The sequence below is a fragment of the Pseudaquabacterium inlustre genome (assembly GCF_038066595.1).
GTDB classification, from domain to species: Bacteria; Pseudomonadota; Gammaproteobacteria; order Burkholderiales; family Burkholderiaceae_C; genus Pseudaquabacterium; species Pseudaquabacterium inlustre.
On sequence record NZ_JBBUTH010000007.1, the window covers coordinates 101,703 to 125,007 of the forward strand.

The following is a 23,305-nucleotide window of genomic DNA, read 5'->3' on the forward strand; positions in this document are numbered from 1 at the left end:
CGCGCTGCTCCTGGGCGCCTGTTCGCTGGGGGCGATGGTGCTCTTCTGGTACCTGGCGACGACGTACCGCTGGGAGTTCTACATCCGCTTCACCAACCTGCCCACGCCGCTGGAAGTGGCGCAGCAGTTGGGCAAGGCGATGGACAACACCAAGTTCATCCACAACGTGGGCATGAGCCTGCGGCGCATCGGCATCGGCTTCGCCGTGGCCACGGTGCTGGGCGTGGGCCTGGGCCTGGCCATCGGCCGTTACCGGCTGCTGCGCCAGTTGATGTTCCCCGCCATCGAGGCGCTGCGGCCGATTCCGGCCATCGCCTGGGTGCCGATCTCGATCATGCTGTGGCCCGACAACGAGGTGAGCATCGTCTTCATCACCTTCATCGGCGCGTTCTTCCCGATCCTGCTCAACACCGTTGCCGGCGTCCAGGCGGTGGACGCGGTGCTGCTGCGCGCCGGCCAGTGCCTGGGAGCGCGCGAGCCGCAGCTGATGTGGCATGTGGTGCTGCCAGGCGCAGCCCCGCAGGTGTTCACCGGATTGGCGGTCGGCATGGGCGTGGCCTGGGTGTCGCTGATCGCGGCCGAAATGATCTCGGGACAGTTCGGCGTGGGCTACTTCACCTGGGAGGCCTACGCGCTGATTTCGTACGCCGACATCGTGCTGGGCATGATCACGATTGGCGTGCTGGGCCTGGGCTGCAGCTGGCTGATCCGCGCTGCCAGCCGCTGGTGCCTGCCCTGGCTGGTCTACAGCAAGCCCGGGAGCCAGGCATGAGCGCCGCCCTGAACGCCATGCCGGACGGTGGACCCGCCCTGGCGGCACAGGCCCGTGGCCGGATCGAGATCCAGCGCCTGTCCATGTCCTTCGGCCAGGGCGCCAGCCGCGTCGATGCGGTGCAGGCGGTCGACCTCACGGTGGCGCCGGGCGAGTTCGTCTCCATCATCGGACCCTCGGGCTGCGGCAAGAGCACCCTGCTCAACGTGGTGGCCGGATTCGCCAGGCCCTCCGACGGGCAGGCCTTGCTGGATGGCGTGCCGATCACCGGCCCCGGCCCCGAGCGCGGCGTCGTGTTCCAGCAGTACTCCCTGTTCCCGTGGATGAGCGTGCGCAAGAACGTGGAGTTCGGCCTGAGGATGCAAGGTGTGGCCACCCACAAGCGTGAGCAGACCGCGCGCACGCTGCTGGGCCTGGCCGGGCTGCTGGCCTTTGAGAACCATTACCCCGACCAACTGAGCGGCGGCATGAAGCAGCGCGTGGGCATCGTGCGTGCGCTGGCCACCAGCCCGCAGGTGCTGCTGATGGACGAACCCTTCGGTGCCTTGGATGCACAGACGCGGGTGGTGATGCAGCAGATCCTCACCAACATGTGGCAGAAGTTCCGCCTGTCGGTGCTGTTCATCACCCATGACATCGAGGAAGCCATCTTCCTGTCCGACCGCGTCTACGTGATGACCGCGCGCCCCGGCCGCATCAAGGCCGAGCTGGCCATCCCGCTGCCCCGGCCGCGCACCGCCGAGATGATGTCCTCGCCCGCGTTCACCCAGGTCCTGCACCAGCTGCGCCACCTGATTCGTGAGGAGAGCCTGGCCGCCATGGGGCACGAGCTGGACGCCGGCGGCATCGAGGGCTTTGCCACCGAGGTGGGTCCGGCCGGCGTGCAACACATCGTCTAGGCCGACGACGGGACACCGCCATGCACCACGACGCTCCCCAGGCCATCGTCGACCACCGCCGCGGAGGCGTGCTGGAAATCACCTGGCCGGATGGCCGGGTCCAACGACTGCGCCACGGGCTGCTGCGCGCCCGATGCCGATGTGCCGCCTGCGAACGACAGCGCCGGCAGGGCCTCGGCGACGCGCCCGCCGACGCGTCGGTGCGGCTGACACACCTCGCACCTGTCGGTGCGCAGGGCCTGAACCTGCAGTTCAGCGACGGGCACGACCGCGGGATCTACCCCTGGGCCTACTTGCGCCAGCTGGGCGGGCTCTGACGCGCACCGCGGGGCGCTCTGATGAAACCCGCCTTCGTCGGCCCCGCAGCACCACGGGCCTGGCTGAGCGCCGCGCTGGCTGCGCGCTGGCGGGGGCTGATGCTGTGCGCGGTCATCGCCATGGCGGCCAGCCTGATCGCGCGGCTGCACGGCGGTCCACAGCTGCTCTATGCGCTGCTGTTCGGGGTGTCCTTCCACTTTCTGCACGAGGACGAGCGCATCCGGCCCGGCGTGGAGCTGTGCACCAGCCTCGTCCTGCGACTGGGCGTGGCCCTGCTGGGAGCGCGCATCACGCTGGAGCAGATCGCCGCGCTCGGCTGGGCCAGCGCGCTGGCGGTGGTGGCCTGCGTGCTCAGCACCGTGCTGCTGGGCATCGGGCTGGCCCGCCGCCTGGGGCTGGACACCGCGCAGGGCCTGCTGTCGGGCTGCGCCACGGCCATCTGCGGCGCCTCGGCGGCCCTGGCCCTGTCGGCCGTGCTGCCGCGCAGCCGCGAGCAGGACCGGTTCACGCTGCTGGTGGTCGTGACGGTGACCGCCTTCTCCACGCTGGCCATGCTGATCTACCCGTTGCTGGCGCATGCGCTGCACCTGACGCCCGGTCAGGCCGGGCTGTTCATCGGCGGGTCGATCCACGATGTCGCGCAGGTCGTCGCCGCTGGCTACTTGCTCGGCACGGTGGCCGGTGACACCGCGACCGTGGTCAAGCTGTTCCGCGTCTCGTTGCTGGCGCTGGTGGTGCTCGCCGCCGCCGCGGCCTACCGCTCGCGCACGGCCGACAGCGGCACCGGCGCACGCCTGCGCCTCACGGCCCTGGTGCCCTGGTTCCTGTGGCTGTTCCTGGCGCTGGTGCTGCTGCAGTCCGCCCACGCCATCCCGCCGGCCATGCTGCCGATGCTTGCCGAGGTCTCGAGGGATTGCCTGGTGCTCGCCATCGCCGCGCTCGGCGTCAAGACCTCGTTCCAGGCGCTGCTGCGCACCGGCTGGCGACCGTTCGTGCTGCTGCTGACCGAGACCGTCTGGCTGGGCGCCGCCTGGCTGCTGGTCCTGCTGGCCGGCTGGACGCACTGACCGGCGCGGCCGGGTCAGCCGCAGCAGCCGGCGCCGGCAAGTCGCCAGCCTGTCGCGCCAGCGGCAACCAGTCCGGCGCCCGGCGACAGCCCCTGCACGCCGGGCTGCGGCCACAATCTGCGCGCATGGAGACCAACTACCTGCGCAGCTTCCTGTCGGTGGTGGAGGCCGGCTCGATGTCGGAGGCAGCGCGCCGGCTCGACATCACGCCCGCCGCCGTGGCCCAGCAGCTCAAGGTGCTGGAGCAGGAACTGGGCGCCCCGCTGCTGCGCCGCGCCGGCCGCACCGTGCGCCCCACCGAGGCCGGCCACCGCCTGGTGGAGCATGCGCGCCTGCTGCTGCGCGACGTGGGCCAGCTGCGCGCCGTGGTGGCCGATCCCGACGAGCACATCGACCTGGTGGTGGGCGCCATCAACACCATGCTGCACGGCCTGATGCCCGCCGTGTTGGCGCGCCTGGTGCACCAGCGCCCGCAGGCGCATGTGGTGGTGCGCTCGGGCCTCACCAACGAGCTGTACGACGGCGTGCTGCGCGAGGAGCTCGACGCCGCCATCTGCCTGCACCCGCCCTTCACGCTGCCCAAGACCGTGCGCTGGACCTCGCTGCGCGAGGAGCGCCTGGTGGTGCTGGCCCCGGCCGCGCTGGCCGGGCAGGATCCGCACACGCTGCTGCGCGAGCAGCCGCTGATCCGATACGACCGCCGCCTGGGCGGCGGCCAGGCGGCCGAACGCTACCTGCAGCGCGCCGGCATCACGCCCGCTGAGCGCTTCGAGGTCAGCTCGCTGGCCGCCATTGCCATGCTGGTGGCGCAGGGCCTGGGCGTGTCGATCGCGCCCGATGCCACCACGCACTGGTGGTCGCACTGGCCGGTGGTGCGCCTGCCGCTGCCGCAGGCCACCGAGGCGCGCCGCTTCGGCATGGTGTGGCTGCGCCACGCGGTGCGCGAGCGCGCCATCGAGACGCTGGCCGAGCACGCCCGCCAGGCGGTGCAGGAGCACGAGGCGGACCGGCTGCTGTTGCCGGCCACCAAGGCTGCCAAGGCCATCAAGGCCGCCGCACCCAAGCGCCGTTAGGCGCGGTCAGCCGGCCAGGTTGCGCTTGAACAGCGCCAGCGTGCGCTCCCAGGCCTGCTGCGCGGCGGCGGCATCGAAGCGCGGCGTGGTGTCGTTGTGGAAGCCGTGCTGCGTGCCGGGGTACTTGAAGGCGCTGTAGCGCACGCCGGCCTCGCGCAGCGCGGCCTCGTAGGCCGGCCAGGCGGCGTTGATGCGCTCGTCGTTCTCGGCGAAGACCAGCATCACCTCGGCCTTGATCTTGGCGGCCTCGCCGGCCGGGGCCGGGGCGCCGTAGAAGGGCGCGGCGGCCAGCACCTCGGGCACGCGCGCGGCCAACAGGTTGGCCATGCCGCCGCCGTAGCAGAAGCCCACCACGCCCAGCTTGCCGTTGCCGCCCTCCACCGTGCGCGCCCACTGCGTGGCGGCGAGGAAGTCCTCGCGCGTCTTGACCTGGTCGAGCTTGGCGAACAGCTCGCGCGCCTTGTCCTCGTCACCGGGGTAGCCGCCCAGCGGGGTGAGGGCATCGGGCGCCACGGCCATGTAGCCCTCCAGCGCCAGGCGGCGCGCCACGTCCTCGATGTGCGGGTTCAGGCCGCGGTTCTCGTGCACCACCAGCACCACCGGCAGCGTGCCGCTGGCGGCCGCCGGGCGCACGACGTAGGTCTTGATGCTGCCGTGGCCGGCGGGCGAGGCCACGTCCACGCGGCTGACCTTCAGCCGGGCATCACCGGGCTGGATGCGCTGGGCGCGGGCGAAGTCGGGGCTCAGCGCTGCCAGCAGGCCGGCGCTGCTGAGGCCCAGCACCGAGGCGAAGCGGCCGGCGCGGTCGAGGAAGCCGCGGCGGTCGATGTCGCCATGCACGTACTGGTCGAACAGCTTCCACAGCTCGGGGTCGAGGTCGGCGGGCAGCGCGGGTGGGGCGGCATGGGGGGCCTGGCTGATCGGCATCGGAGGGTTCCTGCAGTGGATGACGGTGCTGGCTTGTACCTTCGGCGGCGCGGCCCTGGCTGCCGCAGGGGTTTGCGCCGCGGCGCGGCCGCGACGGCAGCACAGCCGTCATCCGGGCGTCAACGCGGCATCACCAGGCCGAAGCCGGCCGCCATCTCGCGCAAGGCCTCGAGCTGGCCGGCCACCTCGCGCGCCAGCGGCTCGCCGGTCAGGGCCAGCGGCGTCATGCCGCTGGCGCGCACGCGCGCGGCGTGCTCCGGTGTGCGCAGGGCCAGCGCCAGACGTTCCACCAGCGCCAGCCGTTCGGCGTCGGGGTGGTCGGCCGATGTGTAGACGCCGCGCAGGATGGGCCAGCGCACATCCACGCCCTGCTCGGCGGCCGTGGGCACCGCGGCCAGGGCGCCGGCCAATCGGCTGGCCGACAGCGTGGCCAGCAGGCGCACGCCGCCGCGCTGCGGCCCCAGCCGCGGCAACAGCTCGGCCGCGTCACCGCACAGCACATGGACATGCCCGCCTTCCAGCGCCCGCAGCGCGTCGCCACCGCCCTCGAAGGCCACGATGCGCAAGGCCCGGTGGCTCACGCCGACGGCACGCGCCAGCAGCGCCGCCTTCATCCAGTCCTGGCTGCCGATGGTGCCGCCAGCGGCAAAGGCCACGGCCGTGGGTTGCTGCCGCAGCGCGTCGAGCAGGTCCCCCAGCGTGCGCCACGGCGCCGTGGCGGCCACGGCCACCACGCCATGGTCCATCGCCACGCCGGCCACCCAGTGCAGCCGGTCGGGCCGCCAGGCGCCGAAGCGGCCCTGGGCGATGTTCAGCAGCGTGCCGGTGGAAAAGGCGATCAGCTCGCGCGGGTCCTGCCGCTGGCCGCGCACCAGTTCGCGGTAGGCCAGCGCGCCGATGCCGCCGGGCTGGTAGACGATGCGCGGCGGCCCCGCCGGGCCGGCCAGCAGGGCCTGCAGCAGCTGGCAGGTCATGTCGAAGCCGCCGCCCGGCTTGGCCGGCGCCACGCACTGCGACACGTGCGCCCGCACCATCGCCGGCGCGGCCGCCAGGCCCAGCGCCAGTGCGCTGCGCCGCGTGATCCCGCTCATCGGGCCGCCCGTCATGCCGGGCCCCAGTGCAGCGCCACGCGCAGGCCCCGCCCGCCCTCGCCGGGGCCGGCCTGCAGCCTGCCGCCGTGCCGCTCGGCCACGGCCCGCGCCATCGACAGGCCCAGCCCGGCCCCCCGGCTGCCGCGGCCCTTGACGAAGCGCTCGCCCAGCCGCGCCAGCACCTCGGGCGGCAGGCCCGGGCCGGCATCCACCACGCCCAGGCGCCAGCCGCCGCCGGGCTCGGCCGCCGCCTCCAGCGTGACCGGGCCCATGCCATGCACCAGCGCGTTGTGGGCCAGGTTGCTCAGCGCCTCGCGCAGTTGCAGCCGGTCGCCCACGGCGTCCACCGCCTGCTCGTCGGCCTCGACGCCGAAGTCCACGCCCAGGGCGCGCGCCTGCGGCAGCAGCGCCAGCGCCACCTCGCGCGCCAGTGCACGCAACTCCACCCGCTCGGGCTGCAGCACGCCGGCATCGGCACGGGCCAGGGCCAGCAGCTGGTTGGTGGCGCGGGTGGCATGTGCCAGCTCGCGCGACAGGGCATCGATGGCCTCGCGCGAACGGGCCGGGTCGGTCTCGCGCAGCGCGTAGTCCAGTTGCGCGCGCAGCGTGGTCAGCGGCGTGCGCAGCTGGTGCGAGGCATCGTCGAGGAACTGGCGCCGCTGCGCCAGCAGCGCCGAGGTGCGCGCCACCTGCTGGTTGATGGCGTCCACCAGCGGCACCAGGTCGGATGGCAGGCCGGTGGCCGGCAGCGCACGCAGGTCGTCGGCGGCGCGGCGGCGCGTGGCCTCGGCCAGCCGGCGCACCGGGCGCAGCGCCCAGGCCGAGGCCCAGGCCACGGCCAGCACCAGCACGCCCAGCACGCCGGCGTCGCGCAGCAGCGCGCGCTGCACGAAGGTGGCGGTGAAGCGCTCGCGCGAACCGGTGGTCTCGGCCACCTGGATCAGCACATGGCGCGCATCGCCCACCGGCGGATCCAGCGGCCGGCGCAGCGCGCCGATGCGCACCGGCTGGTCGAGATACTGGGCGTCGTAGAACTGCGGCTGGCCATCGGCCAGCGGCTGCGGCGGCGGCGGCAGATCGGGCGAGCCGATCTCCACCAGCCCGTCGTCGGTGGCCACACGAAAGTGCACCGGGCCGCTGGCGGTCAACTCGAAGAACTCGAACAGCCGGTAGGGCTGCTCCACCGACAGGCCGCCCGACGCGGTGGACACGCTCAGGTCCATGCTCTTGATGGCGCCCAGCAGCGAGCGGTCGAAGGCCGCGTTGGCGGCATGCACGGCGTCGCCACGCGTCGTCCACAGCCCCAGCGCCAGCACCCCGCTCAGGCCGGGCAGCAGCATGGCCAGCAGCCGGGTTCTAAGCGTCGCGCCGGGGATCGGGTTCCAGCGCATAGCCCAGGCCGCGGTAGGTGGCGATGCGCACGCCGCTGTCGTCCAGGCGGCGGCGCAGGCGGTGCATCAGGGTGTCCAGCACGGCCGGCTGCACGTCGTCCTCGTCGCTGAACACGCGGTCCATCAGCTGCTGGCGCGACATCGGCTCGCCGCTGCGGCTGATCAGCGCGCGCAGCAGGCCCTGCTCGCGCGGCGACAGCGGCAGGTGCTCGCCGGCCAGCGTGAAGCGGCGCGTGGCGCTGTCGTAGTGCAGCGGGCCGCAGGCCAGGCGCGGGCGGTCGAGCCCGCGCGAACGGCGCACCAGCGCGGTCAGGCGCGCCTCCAGCTCGGCCAGCGCAAAGGGCTTGGGCAGGAAGTCGTCGGCGCCCTCGTGCAGCGTGGCCACGCGCTCGGCCAACGAATCGCGCGCGGTGAGCACCAGCACCGGCACCGGGCTCTGGCGCGCCCGCAGGCGGCGCAGCACCTCCTGTCCGCTGCGGCCCGGCAGGCCCAGATCGAGCACCACCACGTCGTAGTCGCCCTCTTCCAGCGCGGCATCGGCCAGGCGCCCGTCGTCACGCCAGTCGACCCGGAAGCCCGACTGTTCCAGCGCCTTGCTGAGCCATTCGCCCAAGGCGTGTTCGTCTTCGGCGAGAAGGATGTGCATGTCAGTGCCGCCCGGCCGCCCGAAGGCAATGACGCACCCCCTCGGGGGGCAGCGAACGCAGTGAGCGTGGGGGCTTCATGTCAGTGCCGCCCGGCCGCCCGAAGGCAATGACGCACCCCCTCGGGGGGCAGCGAACGCAGTGAGCATGGGGGCTTCATGCCCTGGATTGTGAGACCTGTGGGCGCCCAGCGTTGAAAGGCAGTTGAGAGGTTGGCGCAGGCACAGTGCCACGCTGCCATCAAGAACACCCGGAGACACCCATGGCCCACGGCATCGATCGCCGCCACTTCCTGCAACTGTCCGCCGCGGGCGCGCTGCTGCCCTCGCTGGCGCACGCCGCCGACGCCTGGCCCAGCCGCGCCGTGCGCTTCGTGGTGCCCTTCGCGCCGGGCGGCAGCAGCGAGATCGTGGCCCGCACCACGGCGCTGGAGATGAGCCGCCAGCTGGGCCAGTCGGTCTACGTGGACAACAAGCCCGGCGCGGCCGGCAACGTGGCCATGCAGGAGGTGGCGCGCGCCGAAGACCAGCACACCATCATCCTGGGACACATCGGCACGCTGGCGGTCAACCCGTACATGTTCGACAAGCTGCCCTACGACCCGAACAAGGACTTCCGCCCGATCTCGCTGCTGGCCAAGGTGCCCAGCCTGTACCTGGTGCGCCCCGACCTGCCGGTGAAGAACCTGAAGGAACTGATCGCCTTCGCCAAGAAGAACCCGGGCAAGCTGACCTACGGCTCGGCCGGCAATGGCAGCGCCGGCCACCTGGCGATGGAGTACCTGAAGATGGTCAGCGACACCTTCATGCTGCACGTGCCCTACCGCGGCACCGGCCCGCAGCTGACCGACCTGCTGGCCGGCCGGCTGGACGCCGCCTCGGTGGGTGCGCCGGCGGTGCTGCAGTTCATCAAGACCGGCAAGCTGCGCTGCATCGCCACCGGCACCACGCAGCGCCTGGCGCAACTGCCCGATGTGCCCACCGTGGCCGAGCAGGGCTTCCCCGGCTTCGAGATGACGCAGTGGTACGGCGTGCTGGCCCCGGCCTCGCTGCCCACCGCAGCGGCCGAGCGCCTGGGCGCCGCGGCAGCGGCCTCGGTGAAGACGCCCACCGCCAGCGAGAAGCTGGGCGCCGAGGCGGCCATCGGCGTCGGCGGCTCGGCGGCGGAGTTCGCCAAGTTCATCGCCACCGAACAGCAGCGCTGGAAGCAGGTGGTGGCGCGCGCCAAGATCAAGCCTGACTGAGCCGGCGCACGCGTCAGGCCAGGCCCGCCTGCTCGTCGGCCCGGCGCCGCAGCAGCGCCTGCTCGGCCTGGTTGGCCGTCAGCGCGGCGGCCTGGCGAAAGCCCTCGGCCGCCTCGGCATGGCGGCCCAGGCGCGCCAGCAGGTCGGCGTGCACACTGGCCAGCCAGGGGTAGCCGCGCAGCGCCGGCTCGGCCTGCAGGGCCTGCACCAGCGGCAGCGCGGCGGCCGGGCCCTCGGCCATGCCCACGGCCACGGCACGGTTCAGCGCCACCACCGGCGAGGGCTGCAGCGCCAGCAGGCGGCCGTACAGCGCGGCGATCTGCGCCCAGTCGGTGTCCACCGCCTGGCCAGCCCGGGCATGGCACGCGGCGATGGCCGCTTGCAGCGCATACGGTCCGGCGGCCTGGCCGTGGCTGGCGGCCAGCGCGGCAGCACGGTCGAGTGCGGCCAGGCCGCGGTCGATCAGCGCGCGGTCCCAACGGCGGCGGTCCTGGTCGGCCAGCAGCACCGGCTGGCCGGCGGCATCCACGCGCGCGGCGCTGCGCGAGGCCTGCAGCGCCAGCAGCGCATCCAGGCCCTGCACCTCGGCGGCCTCGGCGCCCGCCGTCGCCGCATCCAGGTGGCGCGCCAGCAGGGCCGACAGGCGCAGCGCCTCGTGCACCAGGTCACCGCGCAGCACCTCGGGCCCGCGCACGGCGCTGTAGCCGGCGTTGAACAGCAGGTACACCACCTCCAGCACCGAGGCCAGGCGCTCGCGCAGCGCGGCGCCGCGTGGCATCTCGAAGGGCACGCCGGCCTCGGCCAGCGTGCGCTTGGCGCGCACGATGCGCTGCGCCACGGTGGCCTCGGTGGCCAGGAAGGCACGCGCGATCTCCTCGGTGCTGAGACCCGCCACGCACTTCAGCGTCAGTGCGCTGCGCGCGTCGGGCGACAGCAGCGGATGGCAGGCGGTGAAGACCAGCCGCAGCATGTCGTCGCCGAAGGCATCGGCGCGGGCATCGTCGAGCGCATCCACGAAGTCGGGCACGGTCAGCGCTTCCTGGGCTTCGAGGTCGGTGCCGATCTGCGCCAGCTTGGTGGCCAGCACGGCGTCGCGGCGCAGCAGGTCGAGCGCACGGTTCTTGGCGGTGGCGGTCAGCCAGGCGGCGGGGCGGTCGGGCAGGCCGTCGCGCGGCCAGGTGTCGAGTGCGGCCAGCACGGCGTCCTGCGCCAGGTCTTCGGCCAGGCCGATGTCGCGCACCATGCGCGCCACGGTGGCCACGATCAGCGCCGCCTCGCGGTGCCAGGTGTCGGCGATGGCCGCCTCCACCTGGGCGCGCGTGGCGCGCGGCGTGCCTTGAAGCTCGGAACGGGGGCGTCGTGCTGCCATTCAGCCGTGCATCAGGCCTGCGGCGGCGCCGCGTCGGGGTTCATCCAGGCCAGTTCCCAGACATGGCCGTCCAGGTCTTCGAAGGCATGGCCGTACATGAAGTCGCCGTGGATCTGCGGCGGGCGCGGCACGCTGCCGCCCGCGGCCACGGCCTGGGCCACCATGGCGTCCACCGCCGCGCGGCTGTCGCGGCTCAGGCACACCAGCACCTCGGTGCCCTGGCGCGCATCCACCACCGGCTTGGTGCAGAAGCCCTCGAAGAAGTCGCGCCGCAGCAGCATCACGAAGATGTTGTCGGCCACCACCATGCACAGCGCATGGTCGCCGCTGAACTGCTCGTTGAAGCCGAAGCCCAGTGCGCTGAAGAAGCGCCGCGAGGCGGCCACGTCGGCGATGGGCAAGTTGACGAAGATCTGCTGGGTCATGGGGAGTCTCCGGTGAGGATGGGGGGATCAACCTCCCCACGACGAAGCGGCGCACGGCATTTCGACAAGCCCCGGCGCGCCAGCAACCTCAACCCAGAAAGCACGGCCCCAGCGCCCGCACCTCCACCGTGCACCAGGCGGCCGCCGGGCAGCGCTGGGCGATGGCCAGGGCCTGTTCACGGTCCACGTTCTGCAGCAGGAAGAAGCCGCCCACCATCTCCTTGGCCTCGGCGAACGGGCCGTCCAGCAGGCGCACGGCGCCGTCGCGCTGTTCCACCCGCGTGGCCTGGTCCAGGCCGGTCAGCGATTCCACCGCGCGCAGCTGGCCCTGGCGCTGCAGGTCTTCGGCAAAGGCCACCATCGCGGCATAGGCCGCCTCGCCCTCGGCGCGGGTGCGGGTGGCGCGCTGGCCGACGGGTTCGTGGATCAACAGCAGGTAGGACACGCGGGAGCTCCTGGATGGGCGGCTGGCTCGAGGCCGTCATTCAACCACGGGCCATGCGCGTCGGCCACGCGCACAGGGCCCACCGCTGACACGCATTCGGTGCGAGACTCGGCAGCGCATCGCCCACGCCGGCCACGGCCCCGCGCGGCGCCGACCAGGAGCCCGCATGGACGATCCCGACCGCACCCGCCACCGCCCGAGCCTGTTCGTCAGCTACGCGCACGAGGACAAGCAGATCGTCGCCGGGCTGCGCAAGTTCTTCATCCCGCTGGAGCGGCGCTTCCGCTGCCAGCTGCTGTGGGACGACAGCCTGATCCGCGCCGGCGATGACTGGCTCGGCCAGATCGAGCAGGCCATCGACCAGGCCCGCTTCGCGGTGCTGCTGATGAGTGCCGACTTCCTGGCCTCCGAGTTCATCCACGACCGCGAGCTCCCGCGCCTGCTCGACCGCAGCCGCCGCGGCGAGCTGAAGGTGCTGCCGATGCTGGTGAGCCCGATCGACCTGTCGATCAGCGGGGTGGACCAGCTGCAGTTCGTCAACCCGCCCGAGCTGCCGCTGGGCGGCATGAGCGACTTCGAGCAACAGGCCTGGTACCTGAAGGTGGCGAAGTACGTGCGTGAGCTGATCGAACAGGGCCCGCAGGCCGCCGATGACGGCCCGGCAGCGGCAGCGCTGGCGGCCGCCGGCATGAGCCCGCCGGCCCTGCCGCCCACCACGCCGGACACCCCGGCCACTGCCACCGGCGGCGACGGCGCCGGCGTGGGCGACGACGCCGACGCCCAGACCGACGATGGCGAACCGCCCGTGCCCCGCTGGACCGACACTGCCAGCTTCAGCGCCATCGTGCCGCCGCGTGTGGCCCTGGCCGAGATCGAGAACCAGTTGCTGCGCCTGAAGGCCTACACCCGCGAGGTCGGCTTCGCGGTGTTCGAGTGCGATGGCTACTACGTGCAGTTCGACTACCGGCCCACGCTGGACGACCGCGCGGTGCTGATGGAGGTGCAATCGAACGCCTACCTGCAGAACGGCCGGCGTCTCGGCGCCCTGCAGATGCGCCACCTGACGCGGCGCCTGCGCTTCAGGCAGGCCGACCCCTGCGAGAACCTGCTGCGCTACGCGCCCCTGAACAGCGAGCGCGACATGGAGGCCCTGGCGCGCCTGAGCTGGGAGGTGCTGACCGAGGTCTACCCCAGCCTCGACGACGCGCCGCTGGTCATCCACGCGCAGTGCTGCTGACCGGCCTCACAGCCCGGCCGTCGAAATATTGGCCAGCACCTGGTCGAGATCGATCAAGGCGCGGATCGGCTGGTTCGGCGCGCCCTGGATCGGGAACAGCGTGATCATCAGAATGGCCGGCTTGGAGGGGCGTTCGATGACCATCACCTCCGCCACGTTGCGCAGCGAGAACCCGCCCAGGCCGGCCGCGCGGGCCACCGAGACCTTGCGCGCCTCGACCAGCACCTCGGGATAGGCCAGGTCGTGCAGGAGTTCGCGCGTCTCGGCCAGCACCCTGGCACGCGACAGGCTGGGCAATTGACCGCTGGCCGTGCGCTGACCCTGGGCACGGGCCTCGTCCACCGCCATCCGTCCGTCGTACACCGCCTCGCTGAACGCGGTGGCAATGGTGTCGTTGACGGCCTGGTCGGCGGCGGCAAACAACTGGTCGATCAACTCGGGCGCCATCGCAGGTGGGTGCGACTCGCGGCCGCTTGCCACCAGCACCAGTTCCACCGCCCGGGGCGAGGTGGGCAGTGCGGCCTGCGCCAGCGATACATAGCTGCCATTGGGCGCACGCTTGAACACCGACGCCGGCGATGCCGCCAGCGAATAGCCCACACGCGCGTGCAGCAGCCGGGCCGTGGCGGGGCCGCCGGTCAGCAGGTAGCGGCCATCCTTGCCGCGCTGCAGCCCCAGCGACTTGGCCTCGCCGGCCAGGTTGCGCTCCAGGTCGGCCGCCAGACGCTCGGCCGCAACGCCCGACTTCATCGCCTGCCCGGCGCGTGCGCCCGTGCTGGCCGCGGCTTCACCGGTCTTTTCCAGCGACGCTGCTGCCGCGGCCACCCTTTCGGCCTTGGCGGCTTTCGCCGCGCCACTGGCGGCCATCCGGGTCAACAGGCCGCCCTGGGAAGGCGTGATGGCCGCCGACAGCGCCACTGCCAGCGCGATGAGGTGAAGCTTGCGCATGCCCTGCCCTCCACGAGCCCTGCGTCGGCAGGACCCGACCGGACCCGACCGGTGTCTCACGGTGCTTGCCGTGCCAAGAAGCCACATCAGCGAGCAAAGCGGCGAATGGCGATCCGCGACCGCGGCCGTCTCACTGTCGCACCTTGTAACACCCGAAAGGCGCGGACACCAGACGACAGGCGGCTTGTCGCCTCGCTCCTTCTAGGGGGGACGATCTGCCTGAGCGTCAGCGTCGCGCGGCGCCCGCCGCCGGCCGGCTGGCCTGCGCCGCCAGCCGCGCGCTGATCTGCCGCAGCTGCTGCTGCATCTGCCGCACCACCTCGGCCAGGCGTGGCTCGGTCAGCCGGCTGGAGATGGCGGCCACGCTGATGGCACCGATCGGCCGCTCACCCGGCGCGGCGGCGAAAGCCACGCCCACGGCGGCGGTGCCGGGCGTCACCGCGCTGTCGAGGAAGGAGTGGCCGCGCTCGCGCGTGGCCTGCACCTCGGCGCGCAGAAAGCCCGCGTCGAAGCGGGCAAAGCGCGCATAGCGGTGCGCGTTGGCCTCGATCAGCGCCTCGGCCTCGTCCTCGGGCATGGCAGCCAGCATGGCCAGACCGCCCGCGCCCACGCCCAGCGGGCGGCGGATGCCGATGTCCAGCGTCAGCGCCTTGATCGGGTAGTCGCCCAGCACACGGTGGGTGCAGATGGCCTCCAGGCCGCGCCGCTCGCTGAGGTAGACCGTGTCCTGCGTCTGCTCGGCCAGCGCACTCATCGCGGCATCGCACAGGTCGGCCAGGCGGTAGCCGGGTTCGGCCAGTTGGCCCAGTTCGTACAGCAGCGGGCCCAGGAAGTACTTGCGCGTGAGCGCGTCGCGCACCACCAGGCCCTCCAGCTCCAGCCGCTGCAGCATGCGAAAGCACGTGGACGTGGGCAGGCCGCTGGTGCTGGCCACCTCGGCGATGCGCATGCCGCGCCGCCCGCGCGAGGCCACCACGCGCAGCATGCCCACCACGCGCTCGATGCTCTGGGTGCCGGTGCGCGGCAGTTCGGGCTGCGCCGCTGCGGTGGCAGCCGGTTTCTCAGGTTTCATCCACGATGTGGCAATAGCCAGGGTTTCAACTGAACGATGCACGCCTGTAGCGCCGTGTAATTCCGGCTGAGCGTGGTGATTTCATTCAACCACATCGTGGCAAACCCAGGAAGCGCGCATGCCGCACACCATGACCGAGAAGATCCTCGCCCGCGCCGCCGGGCGGGCCAGCGTGAAGCCGGGCGACGAGATCCTGGCGCGGCCGGATTTCGTCATCGCCTACGACTTCCCCGGCTACACCGACGTGTTCTTCCGCGAGTCGCGCGAGGAGTTCGGCGTGCAGCGCGTGCCCAGCCCCGAGCGCTTCGTGCTGTTCATCGACCACATGGTGCCGGCCGCCGCGCCCAAGGAGGAAGAGCTGCACAAGCAGACCCGCGCCTGGGGCCGTGAACAGGGCGTGCCGGTGCATGAGCGCGAGGGCATTGGCCACCAGGTGTCGGCCGAGCGCGGCTATGCGGTGCCGGGCGCGTTTGCGGTGCACTTCGACGGCCATGTCAGCCAGCTGGGCGCCTTCGGCACCTACGCCTTCGGGGCGCGCAAGGGCATCATCGAGCCCTTCGTCAGCGAGACCATGGCACTCACCGTGCCGCCCACCGTGAAGGTGGTGCTGACCGGCACGCTGCAGCCCGGTGTGATGGCGCGCGATGTGTTCCACCACATGGTGCGGGTGATGGGCCCGTCGAGTTGCGCCTTCAAGGTGGTGGAGCTCAGCGGCCCGGTGATTGACGCAATGAGCATCGAGGGCCGGCAGACGCTGTGCGGCCAGGCCATGTTCCTGGGCGCCACCACGATGCTGATCGCGCCCGATGCCAAGACGCTGGCCTACGTCAAGGGCCGCGCGAAGATCGCGCTCGACCCGGTCTACCCCGACCCCGACGCCACCTACGAGCGCGCGCTGACCATCGACGTGTCGGCACTGGAACCCATCGTCGTCATCCCGCCCAGCCCGGCCAACACGCGTGACCTGAAGGACCACACCGGCACCGAGGTGCACACCGGCTACCTGGGCAGCTGCGCCAGCGGCCGGCTGGAAGACTTGCGCATTGCCGCCCAGGTGTTGAAGGGCCGCAAGGTGGCGCCGGGCTTCCAGCTGCACGTGGTGCCCACCTCGCAGGCCATCATGGCGCAAGCCGCGCGCGAAGGCCTGATCGAGACGCTCGTGGAGGCCGGCGCCTTCCTCAGCTCGCCCAGCTGCGACTACTGCTTCGGCAAGATCGCGACGATGAGCGACGGCCAGCGCGCCGTGTCCACCGGCACGCTCAACACGCCGGGCCGCATGGGCAGCGTGGATTCCGAGATCTACATCTGCAACGCCGCGGTGGTCGCCGCTTCAGCCATCGAAGGAAGGATCGCCGATCCGCGACCCTACCTCTCGAACAGCGCGTCCCGTGAAGGAGCCGCCGCATGAGCCTCAAGAACCTCGAAGGCAAGGTCGCCTGGGTGTTCGAACAGGACGACTACGACATCGACCTGATCATCGGCGTACGCAACATCAAGATCACCGACCTGAACGAGCTGGTCAAGGTGGCGATGAGCGACTACACGCCCGGCTTTGCCGCCACCGTGAGCAAGGGCGACCTGCTGGTGGGCGGCCGCAACTTCGGCTACTGCCACCCGCACTACCCGGCCATGCGGGCGATGCGTGCGCTGGGCATTGCCGGCGTGGTGGCCGAGTCGTTCTCGCCCGGCTTCTTCCGCGGCGAGATCAGCATGGGCTTTCCGCTGGTCACCTGCCCAGGCGTCCTGGGCCTGGCAAAGCGCGGCGATTCGCTGCGCGTGGACTGGGCGGCCGGCCAGGTGCAGCACCTCGCCTCGGGCCAAAGCCTGCCGCTGCAGCCGCTGGCCGCCGCCGAGCGCGGCATGCTGGAGGCCGGCGGCCTCAATCCCTACTTGAAGCGGCGGCTGGCAGCGCAGGCCGCTGGCACACCCCAGGAGTCCGTATGAGCACCCCTCGCCAGAAACTTCGCCAGCGCATGACGGCTGGCCGCACCACCTGGTTCGCCGGCGCGCAGGATGCGCTCTCGGCCCTGCTGGTCGATCAGAGCGACTTCGACGGCGTGTTCACCACCGGCTTCGGCATCTCGGCCTCGCTGCTGGGCCAGCCCGACATGGAGATCTACACGCTGACCGAGAACCTGGGCGTGGTGAACCGCATCGCCAACGTGGTGGCCAAGCCGATCTTTGCCGATGCCGACACCGGCTACGGCAATGTGCTGAACGTGGGCCGCACGGTGCGCGAGTTCGAGAAGGCCGGCGTGGCCGCGCTGTCGATCGAGGACCAGATCAGCCCCAAGCGCTGCCCGGCGGCCGCCGCCACCTCGCTGGTGGTGCCGATGGCCGATGCCGTGGCGCGCATCCGCGCCGCGGTGGACGCCCGCCGCGATGCCGACCTGGTGATCGTGGCGCGCAGCGACGCGAACGACCCCGCCGAGGCCATCGAACGCTGCGCGCGCTATGCCGAGGCCGGGGCCGACGTGATCCAGCCGATCTCGCGCACCTTCAGCCGATTCGAGCAGCTGGTGCAGCTGCGCGAGGCCTGCGGCCGGCCGTTGTCATTGCAGCTGATGGCCGGCACCTGGATGTCGGCGCTCAGCCGTACCCAGGTGGAACAGGTGGCCACCTTCGCCACCTACCCGATCGCCGCGCTGATGAGCACGGTGCACGCACTGCGCGCCAACCTGGCCGCGCTGGCCGCGCGCCGCAGCGGCGATGCCGGCGAGCTGCCCTGCGGCCAGGTGAGCATGGCCGAGTTCAAGAGCTTCATTGGCTGGCAGGCGCTGGAAGAACAGCAGGCGCGGCTGGAAGGCCACTGAGCCCGGCACGCCAGGCATCACGGACCACTCAAACATCCCGAACACCCCAACATTCCAACGGAGCGCACATGTCCCTCACCCGCAAGCAGTTCCTCGGCCACCTGGGCCTGGCCGCCACGCTGGCCGCCGCCGCCTTCACCGCCGCGGCGCAGAGCTTTCCCACCAAGCCTATCAAGATCATCGTGCCCTACCCGGCCGGCGGCGCCACCGATGTGGCCGCGCGCATGATCCAGCCCGGCCTGCAGGAGCAGCTGGGCCAGCCGGTGACGGTGGAGAACCGCCCCGGCGCCGGCGGCAACATCGCGATGAACGCCGTGGCGCAAAGCCCGGCCGATGGCCACACGCTGGTGATGACGCTGACCGGCATGATGTCCATCAACCCGGTGATCTTCAAGTCGCCCGGCTTCACCGCGGCCGACTTCGTGCCGGTGGCCCAGGTGTCCACCGCGCCGCTGATCCTGGTGGTGCCGGCCAACTCGCCGTACAAGACCGTGCCCGAGCTGCTGGCCGCCGGCAAGAAGGCGGGCAAGGCCGGCATGGCCTACGGCTCGGCCGGTGCCGGTGGCCTGTCGCACCTGGCCTCCGAGCTGATCAACGGCCATGCCGACGGCAACTTCACCCACGTGCCCTACAAGGGTGGTGCGCCGCTCACCCAGGCGCTGATGGCCGGCGAGGTGGCCTGGGGCCTGCTGGGCACGGCCGACGCGCGTGGCATCGTGCAATCGGGCAAGCTGCGCGCCATCGGCCAGCTGCGCAACGGCCGCTCGCAGCTGTGGCCCGAACTGCCCACGCTGCCCGAGCAGGGCCTGACCGACGGCGTCGACTTCGACGTGTGGTTCGGCGTGGCCGCCCCGGCCAAGACACCCAAGCCGGTGGTGCAACTGCTCAGCCAGAAGATCGCCGCCATCGTGGCCGCGCCCGCCTTCGGCCAGAAGCTCAAGGAACTGGGCGGCATTGCGCCCACCAGCAACAACACCCCCGAAGCCTTTGCCGACATCGTCGCCAAGGAACTGGCCGTGCTGCCCAAGACGGCCAAGGGCATTGGCTTGCAGCTGGATTGAGTGCACTTCGCGTGGCGCGGCAGGCACCTGGCCGCGCGCCCGCGGATTCCTCAGCGCGATTTGCGTCGCGCTGCCCGCTTCGGAGGCACTTGGGGCTCCCATGGGTTCAGCAGCGCAACGCCTGTGGGCTGGAAATCCGTGACATTGCGTGTGACCACCGTCATGCGGTGAGCCAGTGCCGTGGCAGCGATGAGTGCGTCGCGGTCCGACCGCGGATCGGGCACATGAAGCGCTGCACAGCGCCGTGCCACATCGGCGTCCACCGGCAGCACCCGACCCGCAAAGGCCGGCAGCACATGCGCATCAAGCCACACCCTGAGCAAGGCGCCCTGCGCAACATCCCGGCGCTGCATGAGCAATGCGCCCATCTCGAGTTCCAGCACCGTGATGGCAGAGATGTACATGGCATCCGCCGGAACAGCCGAGGCCCAAGCCGCGACATGGCGATCGGCCTTCCCAGCCTTCACCTTGCGGAGTTCGGACACCACGTTGGTGTCGAGCAGATACATCGGCGGGGCTGCGGTCAGCTCAGATCCGCAGGCCGTGCCAGGTGGCCTACGCGGGGCGGATCGAAGTCGATGTCTTCGACGCCAGGCATGGCCAGCAAGTCGGCCATGCTCGCGGTCTGCTGGGTAAGCCGCTCGTAGTCCTCGATCGTGAGCAGCACATGGGCAGGCCGGCCACGATCGGTGATGATCACAGGCCCCTTGCTGGCGGCGCGCTTGGCGCCACTGGCGTCTTGATTGAATTCCCGGCTGGAGAGGGTGGTAACGGTCATGCGCTGCCTTTCAGCAAGGGCTGCGTTATGTAGACACGTTACTACAAAGCAGCGCTCGGCTCAAGCCACGCCAGGAAGGGTTCAACCGCTGGTCGACGTCGGTGCCGCCGCAGGCGGCGGAAAGTTCGCCGCCATCACCGGTGCCACGGCCGGCAGCGCGCCGGCCGCATCGGCGGCCGCCAGCACACGCGGTGCATGCTCGGCAAACCAGTCGCGGCGCGGCCGCCAGTGGGTCATCACCGCGGCGTAGAGGTCCAGCGCGCTGAAGCGCCCGCCCAGCACCCAGGGCGTGCCGGCCTGCGATTCCACAGCCAGCCACAGCCGGCGCACATAGGCGTCGATCTCGGCACGGAAGCCCTGCGCCGCCTCGCCGCCCGCCGGCACGAAGCGCTCGGGGATGTCGCCGTAGGTGAACGTGGGGTAGATGTTGGCCACGATGAACACCAGCCAGCGCAGAAAGGCCGCGCGCTCCGGCGCCTTCGGGCCAGGCACCAGATGGTCGCTTCCGGTGATGTCGGCCAGGTGCAGCGTGATGGCCGCGCTTTCGGTCATCACCTGCCCGTCGGGCAGCACCAGCGTGGGCACCTGCGTGATCGGGTTCAGCGGCCGCAGCCGCGCGCGGGCTTCTTCCGACTCGAACAGATCGCCGGCGTCTTCCAGCCGATAGGGCAGGCCATACCAGGCCAGCTGGGCCTCGACGATGGCCGATCCCCAGCCGGGGCGGCCATAAAGCACGAAGGTGGACATGCGGGTCTCCTCGGGTTGGGCACCGCCGCGCGGCACCGCAAGCATAGAGCGCCTGCCGCCCCGGCGCGGCTGACCGGCTCTTGATCTGCCCAGGCAGTGACCAGGCGGTGAGGGCACAGGCCGTCACTCGCCCATCGCCTTTGCATGCTAGGGTTCCCCCCAACAAGCAACACAGCAGGGAGTGTCATCGGCATGCGCGTCCACCACAGCATCCTCGTCCTGGCTTCGGCGCTGAGCGCGCAGGCCTTCGCCGGGGCCACCGGCACACCCGGGCCAGCCGGGCCGGCCAGCGGCTCGTCGGCCGTGATCGAGCGGCCGACCCAAGCCGCCAGCGCCTTGCCCGATGGCCCGCTGGGCTACTCGCCCCAGCACATGGACCGCGGCGCCAGCCCGCGCCAGGATTTTTACCGCTACGCCGCCGGCCACTGGCTCGACCGGCTGACGATTCCCGCAGCCGAGTCCGAGGTCAGCGGCTTCTCGCTGCTGCGCGCCAGCCTCGATCAACGCCTGCTGGCCCTGGTGCAGGCCGCCAGCCAGCAAGGCGGCCCCAAGGGCAGCCCGCAGCAGCTGGTGGGCGACCATTTCCGCGCCGCGATGGATGTGCAGCGGCTGGACGCGCTGGGCCTGCAGCCCATCCAGGCCGATCTGGACGAGGCCGGGCGCGCCCGCAGCCCGGCCGAACTGGCACGCCTGTCGGTGCGCCTGCAGATGGGCAACCAGGTGTCGCCGCTGCTGAACCTGCTGGCCATGACCGACCTGAAGGACAGCACGCGCACCCGGCTGGTGCTGTACCCCGGCGGCCCGCAACTGGAGCAGTCGCAATACACCGAGCCGGCCAGCCAGCGCATCCGCGACCTCTACGTCGACTACATCTCGCGGGCCCACCGGCAGCTGGGCGACACGCCCGAGGCCGCCGCCGCCAAGGCCCGGCTGATCCTGGCGATCGAGACCGAGCTGATGGCGCCACGCCTGAAGCCGCTGGAGAGCCGCGACCCGGCGCGCATCTACAACCTGGCCACGCCCGACGAGGCGCAGGCCATGATCCCGGCCATCGACCTGAAGGCCCTGCTGGCCGAGGCCGGCATCGCCGCGCCCGCGCAGGTGCAGATCATCGACGTGGCGGCGCCGCAGGGCCTGAACCGCCTGCTGCAGACGCGCCCGGCCGACGAGCTGCGCACCTTTCTGCGCTGGTCCGTGCTGTCGGCCAGCGCCGACCAGCTGGGCCAGCCGTGGCGGGGCTTAAGCCAGGACTTCCAGCGCCAGCGCGACGGCCTGGCCGCCAGCCTGCCGCGCGATCGCGAGACGGTGCAGGCCATCAGCGTGCAGCTGTTCAGCCCGTTGTCCCAGCTCTATGTGCAGGCCCACTTCAGCGACGCGATGCGGCAGGACATCGCCACCATGGTGGGCCACATCAAGCAGGAGTTCGCCATCCGCCTGCGCTCGAACCCCTGGCTCGATGGGCCCACCCGCGCGGCGGCGCTCAACAAGCTGGCCAGGGTCGACATCCAGGTGGGTTATCCACGGCAGTGGATCGACAACAGCAGCCTGGACATCCGCGCCGACGACTTCGTGGGCAACAACCGGCGCATCGCCGCGTTCAACTTCCGGCGTGAGCTGGCCAAAGTGGGCGTGCCCGTGGTGGCCGAGCGCTTTGCCGACGCCCGCTACACCAGCCCGATCGCCGTCAATGCCGGCTACAACCCGTCGATGAACAGCATCGACATCACCGCGGCCATCGCGCAGCCGCCGTTCTACCAGCCGGGCGGTGACATCGCGGTCAACTACTGCACCATGGGCGCGGTGATCGGCCATGAGCTGACCCACGGCTTCGACAGCAACGGCCGCCAGTACGACGCCACCGGCAACGTACGCGACTGGTGGACGCCCCGCGCCGCGGCCGACTTCGCCCAGCGCACCGATGCGCTGGCCCGGCAGGTCAGCCGCGTCGAGCTGCTGCCGGGGCTGAAGCAGGACGGCACGCTGACCCTGGGCGAGAACACCGCCGACCTGGGCGGCATCACGCTGGCGCATGCCGCGCTGCAGCGTGCGCTGAAGGGCCGCACCCTGCCCAAGGTCGACGGCATGACGGCCGACCAGCGCTGCTTCGTGGCCTGGTCGCAGTTGTGGATCTACAAGGCGCGCGAGGAGCGCATTCGCCTGCTGGCCGCCACCGATTACCACGCTATCGGCTTCGTGCGCGCCACGCAGCCGCTGCTGAACCTCGACGCCTTCCACCAGGCCTTCGGTACGCGCCCGGGTGATGCGATGTGGCGCGCGCCGGCCCAACGCGTGCGCATCTGGTGATGGCGATGCGACGGCTGTACTGCCGGCTGCTGCAGCCCATCGCGCTGTGGTGCCTGCTCGGGGCCGGCGCGGCGCAGGCGGCCAGCGGCCCCAGCTCGGCGTGCACCCGACCCAGCGGCCAGGTGGAGCGGCAGATCTGTGCCGACCCGGCACTGGTCGCACGCGATCGCCGTCTGGCCCAGGTCTACCAGGCCGCTCTGGCCCAGGCGCGTGGCGCGCCGGCCCGGCGGTTGATGGCCGACCAGCGCGGCTGGGTCAAGGGCCGCAACGACTGCTGGAAGGCCGATGGCCAGGCCACCTGGATCACCGCCAGCTGGACGGTGGATACAGTGGCAGCCTGCATCGATGCGCAGTACCGGCTGCGCACCTCGGAACTGCAGGCCGTGTGGCGCCTTGAGCCACCGGTCACCACCCGCTACATCTGCCAGAACCAGCCCGCCAACGAGGTGGTTGTCAACCTCTTCGCCACCGATCCGCCCACCCTCCGGCTGGAGCGCGGCGACCGCACGGCCACCCTGTGGCGCGTGGGCGATGAGGCCGGCGGCCACTACGAGGGTCAGAACGTGGACATGGTGCTGCAGACCGGAGCGTTGCGACTGTCGTGGCTGGATGTCGGCACCGGCAAGACCGAGGTGATCGACTGCAGGACGCGATGAGCCACGGAGGCTGCCAGGCAGCCTG

General features: G+C 71.6%; 25 protein-coding genes. 13 read left to right on the forward strand and 12 right to left on the reverse strand.

Annotated elements, in window-relative coordinates; translation table 11 throughout:
- Window positions 1-34 precede the first annotated feature (34 nt).
- The 5 genes from AACH10_RS12100 (at window position 35) to AACH10_RS12120 (ending at window position 4,129) form a co-directional block, all read left to right on the forward strand.
- Window positions 35-772 carry an ABC transporter permease gene (locus AACH10_RS12100; protein WP_341410675.1) on the forward strand — a complete coding sequence of 246 codons (738 nt, stop codon included), beginning with the start codon at window positions 35-37 and terminating at the stop codon, window positions 770-772.
- Window positions 769-1,671 (forward strand): ABC transporter ATP-binding protein, encoded by a 903-nt coding sequence (locus AACH10_RS12105; protein ID WP_341410676.1) that lies wholly within the window; start codon window positions 769-771, stop codon window positions 1,669-1,671. Before AACH10_RS12100 ends, AACH10_RS12105 begins: the two co-directional genes overlap by 4 nt.
- Window positions 1,672-1,691: 20 nt before the next feature.
- Window positions 1,692-1,988 (forward strand): DUF971 domain-containing protein, encoded by a 297-nt coding sequence (locus AACH10_RS12110; RefSeq protein ID WP_341410677.1) that lies wholly within the window; start codon window positions 1,692-1,694, stop codon window positions 1,986-1,988.
- Between the two features lie 21 nt (window positions 1,989-2,009).
- Window positions 2,010-3,056 (forward strand): YeiH family protein, encoded by a 1,047-nt coding sequence (locus tag AACH10_RS12115; RefSeq protein ID WP_341410678.1) that lies wholly within the window; start codon window positions 2,010-2,012, stop codon window positions 3,054-3,056.
- A 125-nt stretch (window positions 3,057-3,181) separates the two neighbouring features.
- Entirely contained in the window at window positions 3,182-4,129 is a 948-nt protein-coding gene (locus tag AACH10_RS12120) for a LysR family transcriptional regulator (protein ID WP_341410679.1), read from the forward strand.
- 6 nt (window positions 4,130-4,135) lie between these two features.
- Here AACH10_RS12120 and AACH10_RS12125 read toward each other — a convergent pair whose 3' ends face one another.
- From AACH10_RS12125 to AACH10_RS12140, 4 genes are all read right to left on the reverse strand, one after another.
- The gene (locus tag AACH10_RS12125; RefSeq protein ID WP_341410680.1) at window positions 4,136-5,056 is read right to left on the reverse strand and encodes a dienelactone hydrolase family protein; all 921 of its coding nucleotides are present in this window, start codon (window positions 5,054-5,056) and stop codon (window positions 4,136-4,138) included.
- A gap of 119 nt (window positions 5,057-5,175) precedes the next feature.
- The gene (locus AACH10_RS12130) at window positions 5,176-6,147 is read right to left on the reverse strand and encodes a tripartite tricarboxylate transporter substrate-binding protein (protein WP_341410681.1); all 972 of its coding nucleotides are present in this window, start codon (window positions 6,145-6,147) and stop codon (window positions 5,176-5,178) included.
- 11 nt (window positions 6,148-6,158) lie between these two features.
- On the reverse strand, window positions 6,159-7,538 hold the full coding sequence (locus AACH10_RS12135; protein ID WP_341410682.1) for a sensor histidine kinase: 1,380 nt from the start codon (window positions 7,536-7,538) through the stop codon (window positions 6,159-6,161).
- The gene (locus tag AACH10_RS12140; protein ID WP_341410683.1) at window positions 7,504-8,184 is read right to left on the reverse strand and encodes a response regulator; all 681 of its coding nucleotides are present in this window, start codon (window positions 8,182-8,184) and stop codon (window positions 7,504-7,506) included. The genes AACH10_RS12135 and AACH10_RS12140 overlap by 35 nt, the downstream gene beginning before the upstream one ends.
- Before the next feature lie 260 nt (window positions 8,185-8,444).
- Here AACH10_RS12140 and AACH10_RS12145 point away from each other — a divergent pair, with 260 nt between their 5' ends.
- Complete coding sequence (locus tag AACH10_RS12145) at window positions 8,445-9,425, forward strand: Bug family tripartite tricarboxylate transporter substrate binding protein (RefSeq protein WP_341410684.1); 981 nt, start codon at window positions 8,445-8,447, stop codon at window positions 9,423-9,425.
- 13 nt (window positions 9,426-9,438) lie between these two features.
- Here the strand turns inward: AACH10_RS12145 and AACH10_RS12150 are convergent, their stop codons facing one another.
- The 3 genes from AACH10_RS12150 to AACH10_RS12160 all read right to left on the reverse strand — a co-directional run bounded on the left by AACH10_RS12150 (window position 9,439) and on the right by AACH10_RS12160 (window position 11,664).
- On the reverse strand, window positions 9,439-10,794 hold the full coding sequence (locus AACH10_RS12150) for an RNA polymerase sigma factor (protein WP_341410685.1): 1,356 nt from the start codon (window positions 10,792-10,794) through the stop codon (window positions 9,439-9,441).
- 11 nt (window positions 10,795-10,805) lie between these two features.
- Window positions 10,806-11,219: a VOC family protein gene (locus AACH10_RS12155; RefSeq protein WP_341410686.1), complete on the reverse strand. Its 414-nt coding sequence runs from the start codon at window positions 11,217-11,219 to the stop codon at window positions 10,806-10,808.
- A gap of 88 nt (window positions 11,220-11,307) precedes the next feature.
- On the reverse strand, window positions 11,308-11,664 hold the full coding sequence (locus AACH10_RS12160) for a YciI family protein (RefSeq protein WP_341410687.1): 357 nt from the start codon (window positions 11,662-11,664) through the stop codon (window positions 11,308-11,310).
- A gap of 166 nt (window positions 11,665-11,830) precedes the next feature.
- Here AACH10_RS12160 and AACH10_RS12165 point away from each other — a divergent pair, with 166 nt between their 5' ends.
- Window positions 11,831-12,901 (forward strand): toll/interleukin-1 receptor domain-containing protein, encoded by a 1,071-nt coding sequence (locus AACH10_RS12165; RefSeq protein ID WP_341410688.1) that lies wholly within the window; start codon window positions 11,831-11,833, stop codon window positions 12,899-12,901.
- Between the two features lie 6 nt (window positions 12,902-12,907).
- Here the strand turns inward: AACH10_RS12165 and AACH10_RS12170 are convergent, their stop codons facing one another.
- Together AACH10_RS12170 and AACH10_RS12175 are read right to left on the reverse strand one after the other, a co-directional pair.
- Window positions 12,908-13,849, reverse strand: a complete 942-nt coding sequence (locus tag AACH10_RS12170; RefSeq protein WP_341410689.1) for a hypothetical protein — start codon at window positions 13,847-13,849, stop codon at window positions 12,908-12,910.
- A gap of 226 nt (window positions 13,850-14,075) precedes the next feature.
- On the reverse strand, window positions 14,076-14,921 hold the full coding sequence (locus tag AACH10_RS12175; protein ID WP_341410690.1) for an IclR family transcriptional regulator: 846 nt from the start codon (window positions 14,919-14,921) through the stop codon (window positions 14,076-14,078).
- A gap of 118 nt (window positions 14,922-15,039) precedes the next feature.
- Here AACH10_RS12175 and AACH10_RS12180 point away from each other — a divergent pair, with 118 nt between their 5' ends.
- The 4 genes from AACH10_RS12180 to AACH10_RS12195 all read left to right on the forward strand — a co-directional run bounded on the left by AACH10_RS12180 (window position 15,040) and on the right by AACH10_RS12195 (window position 18,795).
- Window positions 15,040-16,329, forward strand: coding sequence for a 3-isopropylmalate dehydratase large subunit (locus AACH10_RS12180; RefSeq protein ID WP_341410691.1), 1,290 nt, complete (start codon window positions 15,040-15,042; stop codon window positions 16,327-16,329).
- Window positions 16,326-16,865 (forward strand): 3-isopropylmalate dehydratase small subunit, encoded by a 540-nt coding sequence (locus tag AACH10_RS12185; protein ID WP_341410692.1) that lies wholly within the window; start codon window positions 16,326-16,328, stop codon window positions 16,863-16,865. Before AACH10_RS12180 ends, AACH10_RS12185 begins: the two co-directional genes overlap by 4 nt.
- Window positions 16,862-17,734, forward strand: a complete 873-nt coding sequence (locus AACH10_RS12190; protein ID WP_341410693.1) for an isocitrate lyase/PEP mutase family protein — start codon at window positions 16,862-16,864, stop codon at window positions 17,732-17,734. Before AACH10_RS12185 ends, AACH10_RS12190 begins: the two co-directional genes overlap by 4 nt.
- Before the next feature lie 68 nt (window positions 17,735-17,802).
- Window positions 17,803-18,795, forward strand: a complete 993-nt coding sequence (locus AACH10_RS12195; RefSeq protein ID WP_341410694.1) for a Bug family tripartite tricarboxylate transporter substrate binding protein — start codon at window positions 17,803-17,805, stop codon at window positions 18,793-18,795.
- Between the two features lie 50 nt (window positions 18,796-18,845).
- Here the strand turns inward: AACH10_RS12195 and AACH10_RS12200 are convergent, their stop codons facing one another.
- The 3 genes from AACH10_RS12200 to AACH10_RS12210 form a co-directional block, all read right to left on the reverse strand.
- The gene (locus AACH10_RS12200; protein WP_341410695.1) at window positions 18,846-19,304 is read right to left on the reverse strand and encodes a type II toxin-antitoxin system VapC family toxin; all 459 of its coding nucleotides are present in this window, start codon (window positions 19,302-19,304) and stop codon (window positions 18,846-18,848) included.
- Window positions 19,305-19,318: 14 nt separating this feature from the next.
- A complete protein-coding gene (locus AACH10_RS12205) occupies window positions 19,319-19,573 on the reverse strand; it encodes a type II toxin-antitoxin system Phd/YefM family antitoxin (protein ID WP_341410696.1) in 255 nt (84 codons plus the stop codon).
- Window positions 19,574-19,654: 81 nt separating this feature from the next.
- Window positions 19,655-20,320, reverse strand: a complete 666-nt coding sequence (locus tag AACH10_RS12210; protein ID WP_341410697.1) for a glutathione S-transferase family protein — start codon at window positions 20,318-20,320, stop codon at window positions 19,655-19,657.
- Window positions 20,321-20,512: 192 nt separating this feature from the next.
- Here AACH10_RS12210 and AACH10_RS12215 point away from each other — a divergent pair, with 192 nt between their 5' ends.
- Together AACH10_RS12215 and AACH10_RS12220 are read left to right on the forward strand one after the other, a co-directional pair.
- Window positions 20,513-22,624 carry a M13 family metallopeptidase gene (locus AACH10_RS12215; protein WP_341410698.1) on the forward strand — a complete coding sequence of 704 codons (2,112 nt, stop codon included), beginning with the start codon at window positions 20,513-20,515 and terminating at the stop codon, window positions 22,622-22,624.
- Window positions 22,624-23,280: a lysozyme inhibitor LprI family protein gene (locus AACH10_RS12220; RefSeq protein ID WP_341410699.1), complete on the forward strand. Its 657-nt coding sequence runs from the start codon at window positions 22,624-22,626 to the stop codon at window positions 23,278-23,280. The genes AACH10_RS12215 and AACH10_RS12220 overlap by 1 nt, the downstream gene beginning before the upstream one ends.
- The last annotated feature ends 25 nt before the right edge of the window (window positions 23,281-23,305 follow it).